This is a genomic window from Sessilibacter sp. MAH1 (genome assembly GCF_054658315.1).
Genome location: NZ_BAAGIC010000001.1, coordinates 166,334 through 189,563, shown reverse-complemented (window position 1 = coordinate 189,563; position 23,230 = coordinate 166,334). Strand labels below are relative to the sequence as shown.

Annotated in this window: 19 protein-coding genes; 5 read left to right on the top strand and 14 right to left on the bottom strand. The window is 42.4% G+C overall.

The window, feature by feature from the left end; translation table 11 throughout:
- Positions 1-33: 33 nt before the first annotated feature.
- Together ACYQ28_RS00785 and ACYQ28_RS00780 are read right to left on the bottom strand one after the other, a co-directional pair.
- A complete protein-coding gene (locus ACYQ28_RS00785) occupies positions 34-2,322 on the bottom strand; it encodes a TonB-dependent receptor (RefSeq protein ID WP_460047372.1) in 2,289 nt (762 codons plus the stop codon).
- Positions 2,323-2,735: 413 nt separating this feature from the next.
- Complete coding sequence (locus ACYQ28_RS00780; RefSeq protein ID WP_460047370.1) at positions 2,736-4,199, bottom strand: sodium:solute symporter family transporter; 1,464 nt, start codon at positions 4,197-4,199, stop codon at positions 2,736-2,738.
- A gap of 118 nt (positions 4,200-4,317) precedes the next feature.
- Here ACYQ28_RS00780 and ACYQ28_RS00775 point away from each other — a divergent pair, with 118 nt between their 5' ends.
- On the top strand, positions 4,318-4,962 hold the full coding sequence (locus ACYQ28_RS00775; RefSeq protein ID WP_460047368.1) for a TetR/AcrR family transcriptional regulator: 645 nt from the start codon (positions 4,318-4,320) through the stop codon (positions 4,960-4,962).
- A 254-nt stretch (positions 4,963-5,216) separates the two neighbouring features.
- Here the strand turns inward: ACYQ28_RS00775 and ACYQ28_RS00770 are convergent, their stop codons facing one another.
- Positions 5,217-6,005, bottom strand: coding sequence for an SDR family NAD(P)-dependent oxidoreductase (locus ACYQ28_RS00770; RefSeq protein WP_460047367.1), 789 nt, complete (start codon positions 6,003-6,005; stop codon positions 5,217-5,219).
- A 178-nt stretch (positions 6,006-6,183) separates the two neighbouring features.
- On the opposite strand from ACYQ28_RS00770, the gene ACYQ28_RS00765 reads away from it, so the two are divergent.
- Positions 6,184-6,747, top strand: coding sequence for an NADPH-dependent FMN reductase (locus ACYQ28_RS00765; protein ID WP_460047366.1), 564 nt, complete (start codon positions 6,184-6,186; stop codon positions 6,745-6,747).
- 364 nt (positions 6,748-7,111) lie between these two features.
- Here ACYQ28_RS00765 and leuA read toward each other — a convergent pair whose 3' ends face one another.
- Positions 7,112-8,791: a 2-isopropylmalate synthase gene (gene leuA, locus ACYQ28_RS00760; RefSeq protein WP_460047365.1), complete on the bottom strand. Its 1,680-nt coding sequence runs from the start codon at positions 8,789-8,791 to the stop codon at positions 7,112-7,114.
- 393 nt (positions 8,792-9,184) lie between these two features.
- On the opposite strand from leuA, the gene ACYQ28_RS00755 reads away from it, so the two are divergent.
- Positions 9,185-9,655 (top strand): Lrp/AsnC family transcriptional regulator, encoded by a 471-nt coding sequence (locus ACYQ28_RS00755; RefSeq protein ID WP_460047630.1) that lies wholly within the window; start codon positions 9,185-9,187, stop codon positions 9,653-9,655.
- A gap of 169 nt (positions 9,656-9,824) precedes the next feature.
- Here ACYQ28_RS00755 and ACYQ28_RS00750 read toward each other — a convergent pair whose 3' ends face one another.
- The 6 genes from ACYQ28_RS00750 to tkt form a co-directional block, all read right to left on the bottom strand.
- Entirely contained in the window at positions 9,825-10,970 is a 1,146-nt protein-coding gene (locus ACYQ28_RS00750) for an acyltransferase family protein (protein ID WP_460047364.1), read from the bottom strand.
- Positions 10,971-12,144: 1,174 nt separating this feature from the next.
- Entirely contained in the window at positions 12,145-12,792 is a 648-nt protein-coding gene (locus tag ACYQ28_RS00745; protein ID WP_460047362.1) for a hypothetical protein, read from the bottom strand.
- 90 nt (positions 12,793-12,882) lie between these two features.
- Entirely contained in the window at positions 12,883-14,043 is a 1,161-nt protein-coding gene (locus ACYQ28_RS00740) for a phosphoglycerate kinase (protein WP_460047360.1), read from the bottom strand.
- A 161-nt stretch (positions 14,044-14,204) separates the two neighbouring features.
- A complete protein-coding gene (locus tag ACYQ28_RS00735) occupies positions 14,205-14,825 on the bottom strand; it encodes a LysE family translocator (protein WP_460047358.1) in 621 nt (206 codons plus the stop codon).
- Between the two features lie 121 nt (positions 14,826-14,946).
- Positions 14,947-15,996, bottom strand: a complete 1,050-nt coding sequence (locus ACYQ28_RS00730) for a type I glyceraldehyde-3-phosphate dehydrogenase (protein WP_460047357.1) — start codon at positions 15,994-15,996, stop codon at positions 14,947-14,949.
- Positions 15,997-17,997, bottom strand: a complete 2,001-nt coding sequence (gene tkt / locus ACYQ28_RS00725) for a transketolase (protein WP_460047628.1) — start codon at positions 17,995-17,997, stop codon at positions 15,997-15,999. It lies immediately after the preceding gene.
- A gap of 657 nt (positions 17,998-18,654) precedes the next feature.
- On the opposite strand from tkt, the gene ACYQ28_RS00720 reads away from it, so the two are divergent.
- Positions 18,655-18,819, top strand: coding sequence for a hypothetical protein (locus ACYQ28_RS00720; RefSeq protein WP_460047355.1), 165 nt, complete (start codon positions 18,655-18,657; stop codon positions 18,817-18,819).
- 224 nt (positions 18,820-19,043) lie between these two features.
- Here ACYQ28_RS00720 and ACYQ28_RS00715 read toward each other — a convergent pair whose 3' ends face one another.
- Both ACYQ28_RS00715 and ACYQ28_RS00710 read right to left on the bottom strand, forming a co-directional pair.
- Positions 19,044-19,607 (bottom strand): hypothetical protein, encoded by a 564-nt coding sequence (locus ACYQ28_RS00715; protein ID WP_460047353.1) that lies wholly within the window; start codon positions 19,605-19,607, stop codon positions 19,044-19,046.
- Positions 19,608-20,454: 847 nt separating this feature from the next.
- On the bottom strand, positions 20,455-21,021 hold the full coding sequence (locus tag ACYQ28_RS00710; protein ID WP_460047351.1) for an RBBP9/YdeN family alpha/beta hydrolase: 567 nt from the start codon (positions 21,019-21,021) through the stop codon (positions 20,455-20,457).
- 94 nt (positions 21,022-21,115) lie between these two features.
- Here ACYQ28_RS00710 and ACYQ28_RS00705 point away from each other — a divergent pair, with 94 nt between their 5' ends.
- Positions 21,116-21,490, top strand: a complete 375-nt coding sequence (locus ACYQ28_RS00705) for a MerR family transcriptional regulator (RefSeq protein WP_460047349.1) — start codon at positions 21,116-21,118, stop codon at positions 21,488-21,490.
- Between the two features lie 213 nt (positions 21,491-21,703).
- Here the strand turns inward: ACYQ28_RS00705 and ACYQ28_RS00700 are convergent, their stop codons facing one another.
- Both ACYQ28_RS00700 and ACYQ28_RS00695 read right to left on the bottom strand, forming a co-directional pair.
- Positions 21,704-22,501 carry a DUF4349 domain-containing protein gene (locus ACYQ28_RS00700; protein ID WP_460047347.1) on the bottom strand — a complete coding sequence of 266 codons (798 nt, stop codon included), beginning with the start codon at positions 22,499-22,501 and terminating at the stop codon, positions 21,704-21,706.
- A gap of 119 nt (positions 22,502-22,620) precedes the next feature.
- Positions 22,621-23,106 (bottom strand): hypothetical protein, encoded by a 486-nt coding sequence (locus tag ACYQ28_RS00695; RefSeq protein WP_460047346.1) that lies wholly within the window; start codon positions 23,104-23,106, stop codon positions 22,621-22,623.
- Positions 23,107-23,230 lie beyond the last annotated feature (124 nt).

Genomic DNA, 23,230 nt, shown 5'->3' with positions numbered 1-23,230 from the left:
ACACCTCTCAAACCGATTGCAATGACTAAGTAATTACAAACGGTAGTTTACGTTTAAAGATACCGTTCTTGGATTTCCGTAGTAACCGATAATTGAGTTTTCTAAACCTAAACCAATAAAGTTGTAACCGCCAACACGATACTCTTCATCACTCAAGTTTTTACCGTGTAGACCAACCGACCAATGGTCATCGTTACTGTTCCAGACGATACTGGCATCCCAAAGGTTGTAACCTTTTTGGTCAACCAAAGATTCTACCTGCGGGAAAATACGTGTGGCACTGCGGTATGAGGTTCCTAAATTTAAACTTAAAGTACCTGAAGTATCTAAATCGTGGAAATAATTTAACGCTAAATACGTTGTCCACTCTGGCGTAAACGAGAATTCCCAAAAATCGGATACATCTACAGGACCATCGGGACCTTCGGTAATCACTTCGGTAAATTCTGCGTTGGTGTAACCCGCAGAGCCAATTAAGCTCAACCCACCGTAAATTTGTGCGGTAACTTCTAACTCACCACCGTTAACGCGCGCTTTACCGGCGTTAACCACCTCACTCACAAAGGTGTCGCCTGAAGAGGTTGCCGACTGTACGGTGGTTTGCAGATCATCGTAATCGGTGTAGTAGGCTGCGGCGTTAACACGTAAACGTCCATCAAAGAATTCTGACTTCACGCCAACTTCATAGGTATCAACAATTTCTGGGTCGTAACCATTTACGGTGTCTGGGTTTAGACGAGCGTTACCTCGCATGTCGAAACCACCACTTTTAAAGCCGTGACTGTATGACACGTAACCCAAAATATTGTCATTGAAATGGTAATCTACGCTTAATCGTGGCGAGAATTCATTCCAGGTATCGTCATTACTGTAATCGGTGTTAATTCCGAGAATAAATAAGTCGGCACCGCCTAAACGCTCTGAACGACCATCGGCAAATAATGTTGCGTTATAAACGGTAGCGTCTTTTTGATCGACCGTGTAGCGCGCACCGAGAGTTACCGATAGATTATCGCTCACGTCGTAGGTTAAATGAGTGTAGGCTGCGTAGCTGGTGGTATCGACAGAACCTGCTGTAATCGCATCAAAATTACCAACAACGTTAGAGCCGTCACCGAATAAATCTGGATTATCAAAAGCGCCTAGCAATACATCGAAGGCGCCAGATGCGGTACCGTCGTAGTAATAAAGTCCACCAACCAAATGCAGACGATCGGTATCGTAATTTATTTGAAATTCTTGAGTAAATTGATCGTCATCATATTCTGCGGGAACGTGTAACGACGCAAAAGAAGTATTATCGAAATCGATATTGGTTTGGGTTTCGCCTTCGCGATAACCGGTAATAGATTTTAAGGTAACACTATCACTTACATCCCACTCAACGGTTACCGAAGCACCCGAGCTTTCGACGTTATTATCGGTATCTAAATCAGCGAAACTATCGTACACGCTACTTGGAATGGGTTCGTCGGGTACGAGTAAACTTGGTGTTAGACGAGATCCGCCTTTTGCGTTTGAATCATCATCGGTAAAGTCTGCGGCAACTCGAATTAAGACAGTTTCGCTCGGTGTAATTTCAACGCTAACACGCCCGGCAAGAATATCTTTATTGTAATTTTCATCGCCATTTAATAAGAATTCACCAAAACCATCGCGTTTTAAGCTTGCCAAACTGGCACCAACAATTACGCGATCATCAATTAAAGGCAGCTGACCGGCAATAACAATATCGCGCTGATCGTAACTACCAATGGTGCTGCTTACGCTAAATTCAGGATCACCGGTTAATCGTTTGGTGACGTATTTAACGGCACCACCGATGGTGTTTTTACCGTAGAGAGTTCCTTGAGGACCACGCAACACTTCAATTCGCTCAACGTCGTAAACGTCTAACACACCGGCTTGAGGACGGGCGAAATAAATATCGTCAACATAAAGTCCTACACCGGGCTCAAAACCCCACAATGGATCTTCTTGCCCAACGCCGCGAATAAACGCAGTTAAGGTTGAGTTAGTACCGCGGCTGGTTTGCAAGGTTGTGTTGGGAGAGACTTTTTGCAGTTCGGTGATATCCAAAATACCGGTTTTTTCGAGCACGTTAGAATCAAACGCCGTTACCGATACAGGAACGTCTTGTATAGATTGTTCACGTTTTTGCGCCGTTACCACAACCTCTTCTAAAATCGATTGCGCATTAACGGGCATTGCTAACAAAGAGATATGTGCACCAATAGCAGCAGCAATAGATAACGGCAATAGTTTTTTTGATTTGCGAGCGATTGCTGTAGTTGGCTCAGGATTTGAGGTAATGATTGTCATAGCTGTACCTATTTATTATTAGTGTTTTGGGTAAGCCAATAAAGATACGATCTGTATAAACAGACTTTGTTGGGTGCGAATAAAAATGCAATCAACAATGATAATTTAGGGAAATATATCGGTCTGTTTTATCTTTTTGGCTTTAATGCCATTAGAGAGTTTTAGTGCAACTGAATATTATTATTAAAATGTAAACCAGTTTTTAGATATTTAGCGTAGAGAGATCTTTGTTTTTATTATTAATGCATCAACTGAATTAAACGATGAGTTATTGAGACCAAAGATGCTAATGAAGCCTTGGAGTCGAACTTTAAGAATCTATCTTTAAGAATCCGACTTTAAGAATCTAACTCACCGCTTAATTTCATCGTTTGTTGAATTGATTTTAAGGTTATTCAACAAACGATGAAAAATCAAGTATCACTTACTAATTTTTTTTCGGATTTTAATTCTGGGCTTTTGTAACGAACCCACACTAAACCTGTGCAGCCAAAACCAAGCGCTACAAATATCGCAATGGTTGCCGATACCGCGGGGTTTTGCACGCCCAAGAACAGATTAAGAATTAAATGCAGACTCAAGCCTAAAACTGCCGGGATACCTACCACCCAAATGGGAAGTTTATCTTTAACTAAAACCCCAAATAAGATGGGAACAGCCGAGGCAGCGGCCAAGCCGTAAACGCCTTTTTGGGCGAATAAACCAATCAACGCAGGTGGATTCCACGCGAGCGCGGCAGAGAAAACACCGACACCAATCAATACGTAACGTGACATCTGCAAACCGTGATTTTGGTTACCGGTAATCGGCATAACAATGTCTTTTACGACCATAGCAGAGAGCGATACCAAGATACCGTCAAGTGTACTCATACCCGCTGCAAGCAAGGTAATAAACACAAAGGTCAGCAGATATTTACCGCCAGCGGATTCAGAAAACTCCGCTAATAAATATTCGCGCACCACCAGGTCTTGTCGTTCAATTTCTAAGCCAGAGAGGCGGGCGTAAAAACCTATGGCAAGCATCAGAGAGAAACAAAATCCTACAACAACCGTGGTACCAATAAATTTCTTAATATCACGCTCGTTCTTAAGATAGAGCACTTTCGTCAAAATATGCGGTTGCAGCATTAACGCAAAGGTAATAATAAAACCGCTAACAAAGACCGAGAAGAAACTAAAATAGAGGTCGCTGTCTGGATTGTATATCGCGCTAAAATTGTCACCCACCGACCTTAGTGAAGCCATGATTCCGCCATCGAAATAGTGGAAACCATCAACAAATAAAGCGAGGGCAATAATTAACATCATAATGCCTTGCAATGTATTCGTATAAGCGTGGGCGTAGGTACCCCCCATAAGTACATAAGAGAATACAAATACCAAGATTATGATCAATGCGACTTTTTGATCAACCGGGAATAATCCCGTCATCAAATAGCTACAGCCCACTAAGATTAATACCACGAAAGTAACCGAAAGCAGGTTAATAAACGCGAAAAATAAACTCAGCTTTCTGTTTTGAAAACGGTGGTAAATCCAGTCGGGTATCGTCAACGCATTATTACTGGCACCCAATCGCAGAAAGCCGCGACTGAGCACAACAAATGCAGTCAAAATACCCAGCGACGCCGCTACACCATAATGTAAGAATGCCGATACACCATGAATATAAACAAAGCCGGGATTGATCACAAAGGTAGCGGTTGATGCGACAGATGCAGCAAGGGTAATACCCACTAAATAGGGGCTCATATCCTTGTTACCGATCGAAAAACCTTGAATATCTCGGGTTCGGCGCATACCGATCCAAGACAGTGCATAAATTACAACAACGTAAAAACCACAGAGAAGGTACTTAAAAATCTCAGGAGTCATTATTATTATCACCTAGTTGATTTTTTTTACACTATATTCAACACTTGTTGAATAGGCAAGCGAAAAACATAAAACCTGATAAATTTCGCTTTTAGACACCTCGATAAGGAAACGCCTGATGACTGAACTGGCAACGCAAAACAATAAAGAAATCAATAAAAAAGAACGGATTCTTGACTCGGCAGAAGCGCTATTTGCGCAACATGGCTACGACGGCGTTACCATTCGCCAGATTGCAAAACTGGCCGAAGTTGACGTTGCACTGGCCAATTACCACTTCGGTAAAAAACTCGACCTCTTCCACGCCGTATTTGATCGCCGCGCACAACAGCTCAGCGACCAGCGCCACAAACTCTTAGCGGCCCAACAGTCGTCCATGCAAACTCTAGAACAGGTGATTGAGGCGTTCTTAATGCCATTGAAAATGGCTCAGCAAACCGAAGATCCGGGTTGGCGTAATTACTTGGCATTGCTTGCCTACGTAATGACATCTCCAGTGTGGAATAAAATTATGATGAGCAAATTCTTCGATAAACGCGTTGTCGAATTTATTGCAGCCTTGAAGGATATTTTTCCAAATGCCAGCGAAGACAAAATTCACTGGTGTTATCACTACATGTCGGGCGCACTGGCGTTAACTCTCGCACAAACTGGCCGCATCGATAGAATATCCAACGGTAAATGCCAATCCACCGATTTTGATACCGCCTATGAATTGATGGTGCCATTTATGGCCGCGGCTTTTAGAAAAGTATGTGATTAAATTTTTACGCCGACCTAACTGGTCGGCATAAAATTACACAATTATAAAAAAAACTCATATATCTCGATTTCGGATAATAAGTGCAACGTATATAAAAAGCTCGGATTAACCCGGAGCTTTCATCACATTAAAATGCATCGCCCATCTCAAGAACTCTAAGTAATTGAAATGGTGAATCGTATGTTTAATTTCATTAATCTGATTAATTCACTAATAAATTAATCAGACGTTTCTATAAATTGTTAAAAAAACCATTAAATACACGCGCGAACCACGCCACCATCCACTCTGAGTGCCGCACCCGTTGTTGCCGATGCCAGCGGACTGCAAACATAGGTCACCATGTTGGCAACTTCTTCTGTGGAGGCAAAACGTTTTATTAACGAACTGGGACGAACCGATTTAAAAAATTCTTCTTCGAAGGCTTCGAATGAAGCACCGCCGCTGATTTTTTTCACAAAGTCATCAACACCGTCGGAGTGGGTTGGCCCAGGTAAAATGGAATTTACGGTTACACCGGTTCCGGCGGCGTACTCGGCAAGACCGCGTGAAATTGCCAGTTGTGCTGTTTTGGTCATACCGTAGTGGATCATTTCAACCGGAATTTGTACCGCGCTTTCGCTACTGATAAAAATAATTCGCCCCCAATTTTCTGCCATCATCTGATCTATGTATAAACGACTTAAACGCACACCGCTTAATACATTCACCTCAAAAAAATGACGCCATTGTTCGTCGTCTATTTCGGTAAATGTTTTCGGCTCAAATATCGCCATGTTATTTACCAAAATATCCAATTTGGGAAATTCTTTTTTAAGTCTTTCTGCATAGGTCGCGTTCGCCATGTCTCCGGCAAAGCCTTTTAATTCGGCAGTGGGGTTTTCTTGTGTAATTTTTTCAATGGCAGCGGTAACAGATTGTTCACTTCGGCCATTGATAATAACCTTTGCCCCTTCTTTAGCTAGGGACTTAGCCGTGGCAAATCCAATACCTTTGGTTGAACCAGTAATGAGTGCTAGCTTTCCCGATAATTTAAGATCCATAAATAACTCCAAATAAAATAAAAATTCAAAATATTTGATAGGGCTTTAGAGTCTGGTTCCTTCAACTAAGACGATGAACAACAGCAGTTATTTCGGTTAGAAATCGAATATTAAATCTCTATAATAACTCACATATTTAAAGCCAAAATTCATTTCAAAAATTCAGAGCTAAATTAAAATGAGCAAACGCATTTTGTTTTTATCCGGTTCAACCCGAAAAGATTCTTACAATACTTTACTTGCCAAAGCCGCTTGTAAAATTGCTTCGCAAAAAGGTATCGATGCTGAATTTATCGATCTTGCTGAATACCCAATGCCTCTTTTTAACCAAGACATTGAAGCAGAATCGGGCGCACCAGAAACTGCAAAATTATTGAAAGAACATTTCAGAAATGCAGACGGTTTTTTTATTGCCTCGCCCGAATACAACTCAACCATTACACCCATTTTAAAGAACACCATTGATTGGCTATCTCGCCCCTACGAAAAAGACGAACCACGCTTGGTATGTTTTGATAATAAGGCTGCGGCTATTTGTGCAACTTCACCGGGTGGTTTAGGCGGTCTTCGCGCTTTAGATCCACTCCGTTTGTTGCTTTCGCACATTAATGTGAACGTTGTTGGTCAACAGCTGGCGATCCCAAGTGCTCATGAAGCCTTCGATGCAAATGGTGATTTAAAATCTGAAATGCACAACGCCATTATGAGCAGCATTATTGATACACTTACTCGCATTGCTTAAGTGACAGGCATTAAAGACCGAGTGGCCTCGACGTGCAACTCGGTTTTGCAAATCGACAAATAATCGCTTTGTCTTTGCGATTTTTATTGACCGTAGAACAGTAAATAAAAGTCGCTAACATAATTGAATTAAGGAAACTCTGGTTAATCCCGAGTTTCCGGTGACACAAGGATGTGTCGCCAATTTCAAGAACGGTGAGTGATTGAAATTGTGAAGAAATTGGAAATCGCATTTTCAATTTCTCCCCTCTGATTAATTCATGGATGAGTTAACCAGAGATTGCTTAAGATGGCTCTTATTTTTTACTGCAAAGCAGTCTTAAATTAATGATATAAAAAAAGCCGCATTAAGCGGCTTTTTTTGTTTAAGCAACAACTTCAACAGAGCAGGTTTGATGACTGGAGGCTTGGTTAACACACACCAAAATGGCATTTAATGTTGCACTAATGGTGTCTTGATCTTGGCTAATGCCGTTGTAACGCTCGCCGTCGATTTTCACCTGTAAATACGCGGCGGCGGTTGCATCGGTACCCGAACCAACCGCATGTTGGTCGTAATGAACAATCTCAATATTAAGATCAAGGGCTTTTTCTAAGGCATTACAAAACGCCGACAAGGCACCCTCACCTTTACCCTTAATACTTAGCTCTTCGCCGTTCTCGGTTTTGATGGTTGCCTGAATCGCTTCAAGGTCGTTAGCACGATCTAACGAATAACTCTGCAAGCGATAGACATTTGCAGAAGCCATAAACGACTCTTTGGTAATTTCCCAAATTTGCGCAGGGCTAACTTCTTTGGCTGAAGTTTCGGCAAAACGCTGTACCGCTCGACTGGCTTCAATCTGCATCCAACGAGGCAAAGACAAACCGTAATCTTGCTCAAGTACGTAGGCAACACCGCCTTTACCAGACTGGCTGTTAACACGAATAATGGATTGATAATCGCGGCCAATATCACGTGGATCAATTGGCAAGTAAGCGACATCCCATGGTTCGTTAGGATCTTGCTGCGCTAAGCACTTGCGAATGGCGTCTTGGTGACTGCCCGAAAACGCGGTGTAGACCAATTCACCCACCCAAGGATGACGTGGATGCACTTCGATTTGCGTACATTCGGCAACAACGCGCACAACTTCATCCGCGTTAGAAAGATCTAACTCTGGGTCGATACCTTGGCTGTATAAATTCATCGCCATGGTGATAATGTCCATATTACCGGTGCGCTCGCCATTGCCCATCAAGGTACCTTCAACTCGATCGGCACCCGCAAGTAAGGCAAGCTCGGCGGCGGCGACACCACAACCACGATCGTTGTGAGTATGAACACTGACAATAATCGAATCACGACGGTTAATTTTGTCGCAGAAAGTTTCGATCTGGTCGGCGAATACGTTAGGTGTCGCACATTCTACGGTTGCCGGTAAATTGAAAATGGCTTTGTTGTTAGGAGTTGGCTCCCAAACATCAATAACGGCGTTACAAATTTCTACGGCAAAGTCCACTTCAGTGCTAGAGAAGCTCTCTGGCGAGTATTCAAAGGTCCACTCGCAATCTGTGTGCAACGCGGCCTTGTCTTTAATTTTGCGCGCGCCTTTTTGAGCAATTTCAATGATGCCTTCTTTGCTCAAAGAGAATACTTTTTCACGCTGTACGGGCGATGTGGAGTTATAGACATGCACTACCGCGCGCTTGGCGCCTTCTAAGGCTTGGAAGGTGCGATCGATCAATTCATCGCGCGCCTGCACCAACACCTGAATGGTGACGTCTTCTGGAATTTGGTTTTCTTCAATCAACCAACGACAAAAATCGTAGTCGTGCTGCGATGCCGATGGGAAGCCGATTTCAATTTGCTTAAAACCAACTTTCACCAACAATTTCCAGAGACGCTGTTTTTGCGCCACGGTCATAGGTTCAATCAGCGCCTGATTACCGTCACGCAGGTCAACCGCACACCAAATAGGTGCCGACTCGATTTGCTTGGATGGCCAAACACGATCGGGTTTGTTTAACACAGGAAAACGACGATATTTTTGATGATTGAACATAGTTGTGTTCTCAGCAATAGACTTTAAAAACGCATTGAATACGGACGAATATAACAAAAGGACAACCTTCTAAAGATTTTTAGGTCATAGAAGGCCGTCCAATGATCTTTTGACTAGCTTAGCAACCTTTTGGGTCGCTTTTTACCATCAAATGGGTTTTATAAGAGCCTTGTGGGCTCGGGTTACTGGTTTTGGTTAACACAGCTTCCTTTCGATGAAGCTATTGTAGCTAACTAAAAAGGGCTTTTTGTGCTAAATTTACAGAAATATTCTTACTTTTAAGCAACAACTCACTACGAATATTAAAAATATTAGCTAATTATAGCCGTACAACTTCGACACAATTACGATCGAACAAGATCCACCTCAGTTAGTCATGTTTTGGAGATCCCTATGATCAAGCTCGACCGTACCGACCGACGTATTCTCAGCGAAATCCAGAAAAACGGCAGCCTCAGTAATCTAGAACTGGCTGAAAAGATAGGCCTGTCGCCGTCGCCGTGCTCCAGACGAGTGAAGGCGCTAAAAGACGCGGGAATCATCGGCCAGACCGTTACTCTTCTCAGACCCAAACCCCTGGGGCTAACACTTACGGCCCTGATTCACATCAGCATGGACAGACATACACCCGAGCGATTCGAATACTTCGAGTCTGAGGTTGCTAACTTTCCGGAAGTACAAGAGTGCTACTTAATCACCGGCCAAGCCGCCGATTACGTATTGAAGGTGATTGTGAAGGATATGGAAGCTTACCAGCAGTTTTTGTTGGAAAAGATCACTCGACTCACCGGTGTCACCGGCGTTCAGTCGAGCTTTGTTATGAAAAAAGCCAAAGACTCTACGGAATTGCCTATTGATGTTTAAACGCTAGAAACTATTGATGTTTAAACCCAAAAAGATATTGATGCTTAAACTATCTATCTACAACTATCAGCGTGCTGCGTGGCTTCGGACTAGCTGTATGACTTCGGACAAAAAGGTACCCAAAGGAACCTCTGATTAATTCATTCGTGATTTAATCAGAGAACAGAAATTACCGAATAGGATTGTGCATCGCCATGCGAAGCTGCAACTGATCTGTTGTCAGCTTCACCGATAACACAACCGCTGAGACTAAAAATATTCCGGCAATAACCAGCATCGACCAAGATAGATGCATATAAAGACCAACCGCCAAACCCATCAATACCAACAGATAAGAAGTTGCCGCGCACCACAGACCGCGAGAATGACTGTAAAACTCGGTGCGATTGGCAAGAATAGGACGCTCAATAAACCAAAATAAGAAAGCCGCCATCGTGTAACTCATCACCACCGCAGCTAAATTTTCAAGTGTTTGATTTTCAAGATTGAGCTTTTTGAAAACCGCACCAAAAAAAACCGCACCCAACCAATGATTCAAATACAACGGATACGACATTCCACCAAGCAATGTACCCAGAGTATGTTTTTTACCGGGAATTGCTAAAAACAACACCAGTGAAATTGCGGCAAAGGGCGCAAACACCGCGTAATTATCGAAGACAAATAAGCCTGTCACAGCAGCCATACAGACCAACAAGCTGATGAGTCTAAATTCCCAACGAATAACCCATTCCATTCGGCGAGAAAAAAAGATCGCCGCGAGCACACCCAAAGTAATTGCACCATAGGCTCCAGCAGCAATTAACAACCCTGCCAATAACGCCCATACCAATACACGATAACGAAACTGAAAGACCAGAATAAAAATCAGCGGTGCGATTAAATAGAATTGTTCTTCGGCGTTTACGCTCCAAAAGTGATTACCTGCACCACCCAACGGCATGCAATTAATGCATTCGCTGATTTGCGGTGGTCCAAATAAGTTATAAACCCAGGTAATTTTAAAGAAAATAAACTCTAACCATTTTTGATCGACCGTGTCTTTGAATAAACTGGCAATAATTAATAGACACAACGCAATGTAATAAGGCACCCAAATGCGGGTTACGCGCGCGAAATAAAATTTCGGCAAGTCTTTGCTTTGGGTATTTAACAAAATGCCGCCAATCAACCAACCGCTCAAGGCAAAGAAAACATCGACAGCAAATTTAGCCCCAATACCCCAAGTAATTATGTCGTAATGAAAAAGCATCACGACGCTCGCCAGAACAATTCTTAAATAATCGAAATAAGGAAAATACGTATTTTTACTCATGCTTAACCCAATTTTCCTTTAAATGTAAATTTGTCATACACTTGGTAACAAATACAACAATCCCTGTATCTGCATACGCACGAAAATACGTGGTTTTAAAAAACGCCATAATTGTGCACAGAATTCTAATACAACACTTTTACCGGCGTACAAACGCCAATGTAAAAAGAAAAATAAACTTGGCAAATGTGAATTTAATAACAATCGATGTGTTAAATAGATCGATTAAAACCACAAAAAGGTGGCTCTAGTTTAAGAATGGCTACACGTTGGAATTATTAGATGGTGGTTAATTAGCATTAATTACGCCATTAACCTTTTAGCATTTAAATCGATAACGATAATGCGATGCAGTCTAAAACAAAAAGATAAAAAATTCAGCCCCTGCGTTAAGTTAACCTACATTCAAAATATGCGTTAGAGCTTTTTCTTTGATGTTCTCTGATTGAATGTCATAACCGATTCCGAACAAATTTGCAGAACCCATTGAGTTTATCGAATGTTCAGTCGGTTAATCGAAAAATATATTCAAGGCATAGCGGGCGTAACCACGCTAAAAATAGATCATTCAAAAATTTGAAAAGCTTCACAAAAAAAACAATCGCATTTTTATACGGTTATAAAAAATCAGATTATTTATAACCTTGACAACCTATAAAACAAGACAAAGCTAATTTAGCCAGCCGGATAAATGTCTTTTTAAACGAAGAATTTAATTAAAAATATAGGAAACTCTGATTAACTTGGAATTTCTTGCAACATAAGAAGGTGTCGCCAATTTCCAGAACGGTAAGTGATTGAAATTGTGAAGAAATTGGAAATCGCATTGTCAATTTCCGCCGTCTGATTAAATCGAGGATGAGTTAATCAGCGGTTCCTATATTGTGCGCTAAGTACTGCGACGAAGTATTTTTGAACGATCAATAAAAAATATCAAAAGTACTTTGAATGAATTATTAAGCAGAGGCTAAATTATTTACGCTTATACAAATAATACAATAATCGAATAACTTGAAAGGCTAGGGGGAAATTATCCAGTCGCAGAGGAATTGTGTGCAATTTAATGGTGATAGATGGGGAAAAAGATTTTGAATAAAAAACCAAAATTAACAAAATGACTCTGGCCACCGATTTCTTCATAAGAAGATACGGCAACCAGAGTTGGCAAACCCCGTTATTCTTTTACTTGGAAATGTTCGGGGTCCATGTAGCTGAGTCGCATGGTGATTTCACCGACCTTGTTCAGCTCCATAAAAAGCATCATCACGTTCAATTGGCCTTTTACTCGAATGCCCGCAGGAATATCGAATAACACCACGCCATCTTCGTTAGAGCGGATGTTTAGATTTTGTTTAGATCGCAGTCTTGGCGCCACTTTTTTGAGTAGCTGATCCACCGACGCTCGAAATACTTCTAAGTTAAAACCTGGGCCAACGTACTCTTTGGCGCTAAGGGTAAGGTTTAATTTTAACTTAAGCCGACCACCAACCGTGATATCGCCCAAAAAGACTTTTTCGCCTTGTTTTAAGCGCTTAAATAATTCTTTAGCGCGCAACTTTGGTGCTTTAGAAATGGCGCGCAGTAAAATACCGCAGCCCAAATCCAATACCTTTGGCAGCTCGACTTTAAACTGGGTTTCTTGACCAGAGTTAGGAGTAATTACCGACGATTGACGAATACCGGGAAATTCACTTTCTGGGTGTTCTGGCTTAAGTTCTTGTTCAATTGTGTTCTCAGCAACTTCGACGGATTCTTGTGCGTCTAGATCATTGCCTGCAACTGAAGTGTTCTCGGTTTCTGGGTTGTTTTCAAAATCGGCCATTTACTTAGTATATCTCTGTAACAAAGTTAAAATCCTTTCAGACGTGTATTTGCCGTCATAAACAAATACACGCCATCCTCGCATCAACCGTTACTGGGCGCGCTCTTCTAAAACCGCTACCGCTGGTAAGGTTTTGCCTTCAACATACTCCAAAAACGCACCGCCACCGGTTGAGATGTAGGATACTTTTTCGGTGATGTCGTATTTATCAACCGCTGCTAAGGTGTCACCACCGCCAGCAATTGAGAATCCTGTGCTGTCTGCAATGGCCAAAGAAATTGCTTTTGTACCTTCGCCAAACTGATCAAATTCAAAAACGCCCACAGGGCCATTCCAAATAATGGTCTTGGCATTTTTTAGCATGTCAGCCAAAGTTTTAGCAGTCTCTGGGCCAATATCAAAAATCATATCGTCGTCGCTAACATCGGCAGCGGCTTTTAATTCGGCTTGGGCAGATTCAGAAAACTCTTTACCCACCACAACATCGATCGGTAACGGAATGCTGCATTTTTCCATTAAAGCTTTCGCCTTTGGAATCAAATCATCTTCGCACAGTGATTTACCCACAGGGAAACCTGCCGCTGCTAAGAATGTATTAGCGATACCGCCACCCACAATTAGCTGATCCACCTTGTCAGACAGAGTTTCAAGCACTTCTAACTTGGTAGACACTTTTGAACCGCCCACAATCGCCAATAACGGACGTTCTGGATTCGCCAAGGCTTTTTCTAACGCATCAAGCTCGGCCTTTAACAGTGGGCCTGCGCAGGCAATTGGCGCAAACTTGGCAACACCGTGCGTTGATGCTTGGGCACGGTGAGCGGTACCAAAAGCGTCCATAACAAATACATCACACAAAGCGGCATAATCTTTCGATAACGCTTCTTCGTCTTTTTTCTCGCCTTTGTTGAAGCGAACATTTTCTAATAAAACGACTCCGCCTTCGGCAACATCAAATTCTTCGCGAAAATCTTTAATCACCGGAATTTCAATGCCAAGTAAATCGGAGATATAACGCGCAACCGGTGCCATAGAGAATTCTTCGTCATATTCACCTTCGGTTGGACGACCTAGGTGAGACATAACGATAACTTTTGCTCCGGCTTTAATAGCGTGCTCAATAGTCGGTAGCGATGCGCGAATTCGAGCATCCGAAGTTACCACGCCATCTTTGACTGGTACGTTCAAGTCTTCGCGAATTAATACGCGTTTTCCTTTTAAATCTAAATCCGTCATGGATAGTACAGTCATGGGTTTTCTCCTACTTAATTAAATGCCGTTGGAAATTTTAATATTATCGATATGGGTACTACAGAACTTTTATTGAGCAAATTATCGCGATAAGCACGGCCAAAACCAATCACTCAAAATCGTCTGTCACAATAGCGCTTTTCTATTTAGCGTTTTCTTATTTAGGTTCGAGCAAGCATGGAGCCTGCGGCAACCAACATGGCGCCTGCTGCCGAGCGATACATGTATTTTTGTGCTTTTGGATTTACCAAGAATTTGCGCACCGCCAGTGCACCCAGCACGAAACTACCACCAACAACAATCAAGATCATTATGGTTGCCGGTACCAAGCCGTAGGCCCAAGCGCTGAAACTCACGGCTTGAACATCAATAACCACCGGTAGCAATGCCAAATAAAAAGCGATGGTTTTGGGGTTGCTTAACGTAATGGCAAATCCCGAAGCCGCCGCAGAGAGCAATTCTTTGTTATCAACAACCTTTGCCTGCAGAACACCATGTTCGGCGGTCCAAAATTTCCACGCCAAAAAGGCCAAATAGAGCGCCGCAAGAATTTTAATAACAATAAAAACCTGGCCGAAATTCTGAGCGATAACCGCTAGGCCAAATACTGCCAAAGATAGATAAAAAAGATCGCCCAAAATCAAGCCGCTTAACATGGCAAAACCCGATTTGGCGCCGTTGGCAACACTGCGTGCAACCAAGGCTGTCATACCCGGCCCCGGAATCGCAGCGGCAATACCCAACGCTACGGTGTAAGCAATTAGCTGTGAAAATTCGATCATAGAAACCTCTTTGTTTACTCAACCGTAAACTTACTATAAATACACAGAACTCACGTTGGATTTATCGATTTGATCGGTACCTTTACCTCAAACTTGTACCTCAAACCTCAAGTTCGACCAGTTACCACAGGCTCGACCAGTAGGCGGCAACATCAATCATGCGATTCGCGTAACCCCACTCGTTATCAAACCAGGTGTGCAAGGCTAATTGCCGATTGCCAACCACACGAGTTTGGCTGGCATCAACAATCACCGAGCGACAATCATGGTTAAAGTCGCAGGATGCCACCGGCTCTTCGGTATAGCCCATGATAGACCCGTAATGATTGACCGATGCCGACTTTAAGGAATCATTCACCTGCTCAACGGTTACCGCTGAGCTTAGATTCAATGCAAAATCAATCGCCGAGACGTTTACCGTAGGCACGCGCATTGCCAAACTTTGAAAACGCCCTTCGAACTCCGGCATTAAGCGCTCAATACCCAAATGCAGACCGGTATCGACCGGGATAATAGAGTTAAACGCCGAGCGCGTTTTGCGCAGATCGGTATTGTGGTAAGCGTCGATCACCGGCTGATCGTGCATGGCCGAGTGCACAGTCCACGTAATACCGGTTTCTATACCAAAAGCTTTGTGAATTGTCTCGATCACCGGAATGACACAGTTGGTCGAGCAAGACCCGCTAGAAATAATCGTTTCTGCACCCGTAAGCGCCTGATGATTAAAACCAAATACTACTGTCGCATCAATCTCGGCCGTGGCTGGATGTGAAAACAGCAAATGCTTCGCACCAGCATTGATGTGGCACTGAGCAGTATCGCGATCGGAATAGCTACCGCTGCACTCTAAAAGCAAATCAATATTTAAGGATTGCCATGGCAGCTTGGCAGGATCGGATTCGTGTAACAACAGAATAGATTGGCCATCAACGAGTAAATTTTGACCATCAACAGAAACCTCCGCCGGAAACAGCCCGTGCGTGGAGTCGTATTTGGTGAGATGAGCAATAGTCTGAGCGTCGGCTAATTCGTTGATAGCGACAATTTGAAACTGGGAAGACAACGGTATGGACGAGTCAGACGTGCGAGCTGGATGCTGGCGCTCGAACAGGGCGCGCAATACGCAACGCCCAATTCGGCCATAACCATTGATAGCAACTCGTATGGTCACTTAGTTCGCCAAGACGCCTTCAACAGCGGCGACAACTTTCTCGGTGGTAAAGCCGAAGTATGCCATCAAGGCGTCGCCCGGTGCTGATTCACCGAAGGTTTCCATACCAACAACCGCGCCATCAAGACCCACGTATTTAAACCAGAAGTCTTTGTGCAGAGCTTCAACGGCAACGCGAGCGCGCAAAGCCGCAGGTAAAACGGATTCTTTATAGGCTTTGTCTTGTGCTTCATACACTTCAGGACACGGCATAGAAACCACATTAACCGCCACACCTTTTGCCGCCAAAGCATCGGCAGCAGAGACCGCAAGGCCCACTTCCGAACCGGTAGCAATCAAAATAGCTTGTGGGTTTTCCACCGCCTTGATGATGTAACCGCCGCGCGCGGCATTGGCAAGCTGCTCTTCAGTACGTGGCATTGGCTGTAACCCCTGACGAGAAAACACCATTGCCGTTGGACCATCACGACGCTCAATCGCGGATTTCCACGCAATCGCAGATTCAACCGCGTCACACGGGCGCCAAGTGTGCAGATTTGGCGTGCTGCGCATGGAGGTCAATTGCTCAACCGGCTGATGGGTTGGGCCATCTTCGCCCAAACCAATCGAATCGTGGGTGTAAACAAAAATGCTTTGCTGCTTCATAAGCGCAGCCATACGCACAGCGTTACGGGCGTATTCCATAAACATTAAGAAGGTAGCGCCGTAGTTAACAAAACCGCCGTGCAGGGCAATACCGTTCATCATGGCGCTCATACCAAATTCGCGCACACCGTAATAAATGTAGTTACCGTCACTGTCTTTGGCATCAACACCCTTAGCGCCAGACCACAAAGTCAGGTTAGAACCCGCCAAGTCTGCTGAGCCGCCCAGTAATTCTGGCAACAAAGCACCGTAGGCTTCGATGGCGTTTTGAGATGCTTTACGTGAAGCAATTTTTTCGGATTTCTCTTGGCATTCAACAATGTACTGCTGAGCTTTTTCGGAGAAGTCTTCTGGCAATTCTTGTTTGATCACACGACGCTCGAACTCAGCGGCTAATTCTGGGTAAGCCGCTTGGTAGGCTTCAAACTTTTCTTGCCAAGCCGATTGTGCTTTAGCACCGGCTTTGTGTGCGTTCCAACCATCGTAAACAGACGCCGGAATATCAAAGGCTTCGTGTTCCCAATTTAAGGTTTTACGAACAAGCGCCACTTCGTCGGCACCTAATGGCGCACCGTGACAATCTTCTTTACCTTGTTTGTTGGGTGAACCAAAACCAATCACGGTTTTACAACAAATAATAGAAGGCTTGTTGGTTTCGGCGCGGGCGCTTTCAACCGCCGCTTTAATAGCGTTGGCGTCATGACCATCAACGCCCGGCACAACGTGCCAGCCGTATGCTTCAAAGCGCTTTGGCGTATCGTCGGTAAACCAGCCTTCTACCTCACCATCAATAGAGATGCCGTTGTCGTCATAGAAAACAACCAACTTACCTAAACCTAAAGTACCCGCTAACGAACACACCTCGTGAGAGATACCTTCCATCAAACAGCCATCGCCTAAGAAAACGTAGGTGTAGTGATCTACAATCTCGTGACCGTCGCGGTTAAACTGGCCTGCCAACACCTTCTCGGCGACTGCCATACCAACAGCGTTGGCAATACCTTGGCCTAGTGGACCGGTGGTGGTTTCAACGCCCGGCGCATAACCGTATTCAGGATGGCCCGGAGTTTTTGAGTGCAATTGACGGAAGTTCTTTAGATCATCAATCGAAAGATCGTAACCGGTCAAATGCAGAAGAGAATAGATCAACATAGAACCGTGGCCGTTAGAAAGCACAAAACGGTCACGGTTGGCCCAGTTAGGGTCAGCAGGGTTATGCACCAAATAGTCATTCCACAAGACTTCGGCAATATCGGCCATACCCATTGGGGCACCTGGGTGACCAGAGTTGGCTTTTTGGACGGCGTCCATACTTAAAACGCGAATCGCATTGGCTAGTTCTGTGCGGGAAGACATGGGCTCTTGGCTCCTGTTGAATAACTGATCGTCGATACAAAATCGACCTGATTTCGAGCGGGCGCCATTTTCGCTTAGCTGAGCTTGCAGGTAAACCGCAAATTTGGAAAAGTGCACGATATATGCTTCAAAACTTAAAGAAACAACCAAAAAACGCAACTTGGTTAGTACTACAAGACCAACTTCTTTTCGCTGACCCAGCCCAACGCCCAAGATTCCTGTGTGTGAAGCGCACACGATAAACCTTGATGGCAACACAACCGTTTAATGATCATTGCTAGAGAGTCGGGAAGTGACGGATCAGCTCCTACCTTCTAAATAGCGTGAAGCCACTCAAACACTTAAGAATAGAAACAGCTTACACACACTTAGCCATGGCTTTTAAACTTGAGCCCACAAACTCAACGCTCGATTGAGAACCCACAATCGCCAAATTATGCAAGTCTTCAAATATTAGGCAAACCAGATTAAATTGAAAGGGTTAAACAATTGACGGACAAGCGCAGTGAAAAAACGCCGATAAAATTCGACGTCAGAGAAAACAAGCTCAATAGCTTAAATTGGAAAAAGCATCCTAAAAATGAGGCACATTAGATATAAGCTAAAAAAGTAAACAATTCCACATCCCATGCTTTAAAAATCGAGGCTTAAAATTTAATGGATAATAAAGATTTAAAGGAAAAACTAGAAGAAGCCAAAAGTCGGCTTAAGAAATTCAAAAAAAATTCAACAGTAAGCCAACAAGAAGAACCCGACAACTTAGTCAGCGGGAATTTAGATGAGTTAGAATTACGAAGAAGAGAGAAAAATAACGATGAATAAAAAAGTAATATTAAACAGCAAATTAGCCAGCGAACTAGAATCTGCAAAAAAGAAATTGGAAAACGTTGATCTAGAGAAAATCAGACAAAACAACAAAAGAGCTTCAGCGGCCAGAAACTCTTCGACTAAACCTAACAACAAATCCATTTATTAATAAGCTTGCAAGCCAAATTACTCATAAATCTTTCTGATGCTCTCCGAACAAAAATCATGATCTGAAATAACTAATAAACTTTAACTTCTTCAAATATCAGCCCTTTAAAATTGTTAATTTCGTAAACTCTTTTAAATTCCTTGGTGCAATAGCTGTATACAAGAAGATCTGTATCGCTTTTAAACACAGCGGCATCGTCAAGAGCCTCTTCCTTAAAAGTTACATTGTCCAGCCCAAGGTGAACACCTGAGTCAATAACATCGACGGCCTTGCCTTTATTAATACCTTCTTCTGGAATAACCAGCAAAGTATTAAACACATAATATTTTACGCTGCTCACACAAATAGGTAGAAATTCTCCAGATTTTTCCAACAAGTCTCTAAAAACATTGTACGCAACTTCATTTAACACTAAGTTACCAGTAGACCAAGTACAAACATCCGGCACAGTCCCAGCAGGATCACCTTCGTAATTCTTGCTAGCAAAAAAAGTAGCATTCGGAGTGACCCAATCAGCTACCTTCGGTTTTGCTAAATATCTGGGCGAATATTCAGGCATCTTGTCCCAGAGCTCATCATTTTGTAGCAGAAGAGAGTATGTATTCTGGTAGTCGTGCAGTAACTTGTAGGTCATAACTTACGATTCTTTTTTAGCCAGTCATAGTATTCCACTCCGTCAATTTCTTCTTGGAGTTTCATTTCCGGTCTGATATTACCTTGCAGAAGCTGAGCCCTGACGGTATTCAGAAACGCTCTAACTTGACCGGGCCTGTTCATAACCGACAAAGTGCGCTCTATCCAGTCATAATATAATTGACGGTGAATTCTATTATGTGCTTCCCAATTTGCACCAGGCCTTGATTACCCATCCCATCGTAAGTGTTTTCCAAGCTTTTCCGATGAGTGTATTTCCTTAGCCAGCTTGCCAGATTTCATTCTCAAACCAGTTTCTATGTAAGACTGCAATTTAGCTTGAGCTTTATGTCTGGCAGCCTTCGCATATTTATCTTCTATGCGTTTAAATACTTTGTGATCTGCGTCCGAGTGACTTTCTAAGATAAACTTGTGCAAAACGGTATTCTTTTTGATGTTTAGCATCTTAATGAATCCCCTTTAATTATTTCTCAGAGCATTTCGAGAGAAAGTATAAAAGCCTTGAAAATTCTCGATCATGCATCGATACGAGTATCTATGAGAAGACCATCAAGTTTAATTAAAACCAAATAGATTTTCAGCCAATTAGATATCAAGACACTGCAATTAATTAATAAAAGCCACCATTTCAAGCAACAAAAGGTTGTTAAATTAAAACTCAAAAAATGTTCAAATCACAAATCTATCCACCAGATTCTGTATTTTTTATAAAACAGTTAACCATCTTCACCGATCATATTTAATAGTGTTTGTAATAATTTAGGAAAAGTTTTAAATCCATCCGAGGCGAGAAAGTGCCCTGCATTATCAATAGGATATATCTCTGACTATAACGCTTCTGCCAGTTGTTTTGTTAATGCATATGGAACAATGGGATCTTGAGGTGATCCGAACACAACGCGCTTCGGCACCATATGTATAATTTTTTTAAAGTTAATTGGATTGAAAACAAAGCCATTCAGTTGCGGCAGTTCTGGTAGAGGAGATGCGAAGCCAGAGACAATTACCAAGCCTCCAATCATGGAATTATCCATATTCCTATCTTCTAAATAAGTTAATAATGATACGGTACCTAGACTATGAGTTACGACAAAAGTATTGTCATTTAGCGTATCAATATTTTCTGACATTGCATTGTGCCAGTTTATTGGATCGGGAGAAGAAGAATCAGGCAAAGCCAGCACCTTTACTGCTATTGCGCGTTTTTCAAGTTCATCTTTAAGCCATGGAAACCAATGGTCTTGAGGGGTAGCCATAAACCCATGAATAATAAATACATTAACTTTACTCATTTTCGGACTCTCACCAGAGGCATAGGATGTAGCTGTTAAACAGAGAAATGAAACAGCTAATAACCATCGCAACACTAATATTCTCTTAGCTTTATTAACCATGGATATGCTCATTAGAACCTTTCTTTCGCCGATGAATTTGTGCTAGCTTAAACCCTGACAGTAGTGTCAAGGTCAAGCATGAGGAGAAAGTATTTTGCGAATTGGAGAATTATCCGTAAAAACAGGCGTTAGCCAACGAATGCTGCGTTACTACGAACAAGAAGGATTAATAACACCGAAACGATCCAGTAAAGGATATCGCTTCTATACCAATAGTTCGGTTACGTTGGTGCGTCATATTCGTAATCTAAATGAAGCGGGTATGAAGCTTAATAATATTAAAAGCCTTCTGCCTTGTATTTCAGGCGAAGAAAGTAAGCCTCAGTTTGTGGGCTGCCCAGAAGTAAAGGCTACCTTGCAGAAAGAATTAAAAAACTTAGATATAAAATTAAAAGAACTAAGCCATAGCCGTAACGCAGTAGCTGGCTTCTTACTGGATTTACTTCCAGAACATGGAGAAAATTCTTAGACTGACACTGAACAGTATGCAGGCAATCCAATCGGCGCGATAAAAAAGTCAGCGTGCTGCTCAAGCAATTGGATTTTTGACATCTGCAAATGTTGCGCTCATAACCTTACCGAATTTTTAGAAGCATAACGAAGACTCTTCAAGCCGGAGCACTCTGCGCAGAGGTCTATTTCCTGCGCAGCAAAGATGAATTACTTGGTTTTGTTATGCTACTTATTTGGCACGGGTTTTACGCCAAATTACCCGCACAAAATACAACAAGGGCAATATGATTACGATCCACGGTAAAAGGTAAGCCAACGCTATAATTGCCTGTGATATACCTTCAGAAAAATTTTCACCAAATTCTGACAATGAATCTGATATCGGCCTTAAAAAAGATACATACGAGAGCGTTTGCAAAGATATATGAACTATATCCATTTGAGTGCGTTGCAAAAGCTTTGCTTTTTCGCCTACTGCGTATTCAATATCTGATTGTACCTGCGAGAGCTCCTGAGTAACTTTTATTAAAGATTCAATATCATTCCCAGATTTCTTCTCTAGCTCAATTAATCTCGCCTGATATTGGCGGAGCATTTCAAGGCGCTTATCACCATCGACTATAGAATCTTGAAGATCTTCGACATCGGTAACTCTACTGGAAACATTACCATTCTTTGAGGCGACACCTAGGAGAGGATTAACCCCTTCAGGGAGTATTCTTATTCGAATATTGCCATAGGAATAATCTCCAGTATTTAAACTTGAGTGCAAAATGGTACATTTATTTTTTTCATCTTCGGAACAAAAAGAAATTATTTCATTAAAAACGTCTTCAATTCCTTCTTCACGAAGCTCAACAGAAACGCTGTGTTCATAAGCAAGATATTCTGTTCTCGCTCTCTGCTTTGATTCAATTAAAGCTTCGTTATTAACACTGATCGAAGCCGCATTATCGGAAGACTCACTTGAGCAGCTAAGAACACTAAATAGCATCAATCCATAAAACAAATACTGACTATAATTCATATGCTCGATCTTCTTTTAAATAGAAAGCCCCGCTTATGGAGCAAATTTTTTGATGGCGACTTTTGTGTGTGTTTTTGCACAAAAGATGACAGCGGGAATTTGTCCGTTACAGCCGCTGGTTATGCCTGCACTCCAAGAGATTTCCTATGATGCTGAACAACATACTGCCAATGAACACCTTCATACTCGTCCATTGTTAACTCAGAGAAAATTCTTGCTTTGAATCCTTTAATAGTAACAACCTCAATAAGTCCGATAATTTGAGACTCTGATCGCTCATCACTAAAATATGCGGTTATTTTGCATGGCATATTTTCAGGATGGTGCTTAAAGAAATGCCCCAAAGAGAAACTACCAGTAGGAAACGACTTACATATCGTCAGATGGTTAATTTCAGCAAATGCTTCGTTTTCCAGTTTAGCGTCTAGATTATCTATTCTAAGCCTCTCAATCTCTTGATTAACTATTTCAGCATCATGATCTGGGTAGAGACACACAAAATATAGGTCTTCGTCGATGACAAATGAGAGCTTCAATTCTGTAGTATCATTCCAGCTACGTAACAAGTCAAAAAAAGCGCGTGCATACTCAAGATTATTGAACACTATGATGAATTCGTCATCTTATGGATAAATAGCTATTGCATTCTGCCATTTGAAACCATTCATTACCCATTTGCTTGCATCATACGGAACCCTCAACGTCTGAAAATTAATTTGATTGAAGTAA

Excerpts from the sequence above, each read along its gene's own strand:
- ACYQ28_RS00785 (WP_460047372.1), bottom strand. The coding sequence starts at position 2,322 with ATGACAATCATTACCTCAAATCCTGAGCCAACTACAGCAATCGCTCGC.
- ACYQ28_RS00780 (WP_460047370.1), bottom strand. The coding sequence starts at position 4,199 with ATGACTCCTGAGATTTTTAAGTACCTTCTCTGTGGTTTTTACGTTGTT.
- ACYQ28_RS00775 (WP_460047368.1), top strand. The coding sequence starts at position 4,318 with ATGACTGAACTGGCAACGCAAAACAATAAAGAAATCAATAAAAAAGAA.
- ACYQ28_RS00770 (WP_460047367.1), bottom strand. The coding sequence starts at position 6,005 with ATGGATCTTAAATTATCGGGAAAGCTAGCACTCATTACTGGTTCAACC.
- ACYQ28_RS00765 (WP_460047366.1), top strand. The coding sequence starts at position 6,184 with ATGAGCAAACGCATTTTGTTTTTATCCGGTTCAACCCGAAAAGATTCT.
- leuA (WP_460047365.1), bottom strand. The coding sequence starts at position 8,791 with ATGTTCAATCATCAAAAATATCGTCGTTTTCCTGTGTTAAACAAACCC.
- ACYQ28_RS00755 (WP_460047630.1), top strand. The coding sequence starts at position 9,185 with ATGATCAAGCTCGACCGTACCGACCGACGTATTCTCAGCGAAATCCAG.
- ACYQ28_RS00750 (WP_460047364.1), bottom strand. The coding sequence starts at position 10,970 with ATGAGTAAAAATACGTATTTTCCTTATTTCGATTATTTAAGAATTGTT.
- ACYQ28_RS00745 (WP_460047362.1), bottom strand. The coding sequence starts at position 12,792 with ATGGCCGATTTTGAAAACAACCCAGAAACCGAGAACACTTCAGTTGCA.
- ACYQ28_RS00740 (WP_460047360.1), bottom strand. The coding sequence starts at position 14,043 with ATGACTGTACTATCCATGACGGATTTAGATTTAAAAGGAAAACGCGTA.
- ACYQ28_RS00735 (WP_460047358.1), bottom strand. The coding sequence starts at position 14,825 with ATGATCGAATTTTCACAGCTAATTGCTTACACCGTAGCGTTGGGTATT.
- tkt (WP_460047628.1), bottom strand. The coding sequence starts at position 17,997 with ATGTCTTCCCGCACAGAACTAGCCAATGCGATTCGCGTTTTAAGTATG.
- ACYQ28_RS00720 (WP_460047355.1), top strand. The coding sequence starts at position 18,655 with ATGGATAATAAAGATTTAAAGGAAAAACTAGAAGAAGCCAAAAGTCGG.
- ACYQ28_RS00715 (WP_460047353.1), bottom strand. The coding sequence starts at position 19,607 with ATGACCTACAAGTTACTGCACGACTACCAGAATACATACTCTCTTCTG.
- ACYQ28_RS00710 (WP_460047351.1), bottom strand. The coding sequence starts at position 21,021 with ATGGTTAATAAAGCTAAGAGAATATTAGTGTTGCGATGGTTATTAGCT.
- ACYQ28_RS00700 (WP_460047347.1), bottom strand. The coding sequence starts at position 22,501 with ATGAATTATAGTCAGTATTTGTTTTATGGATTGATGCTATTTAGTGTT.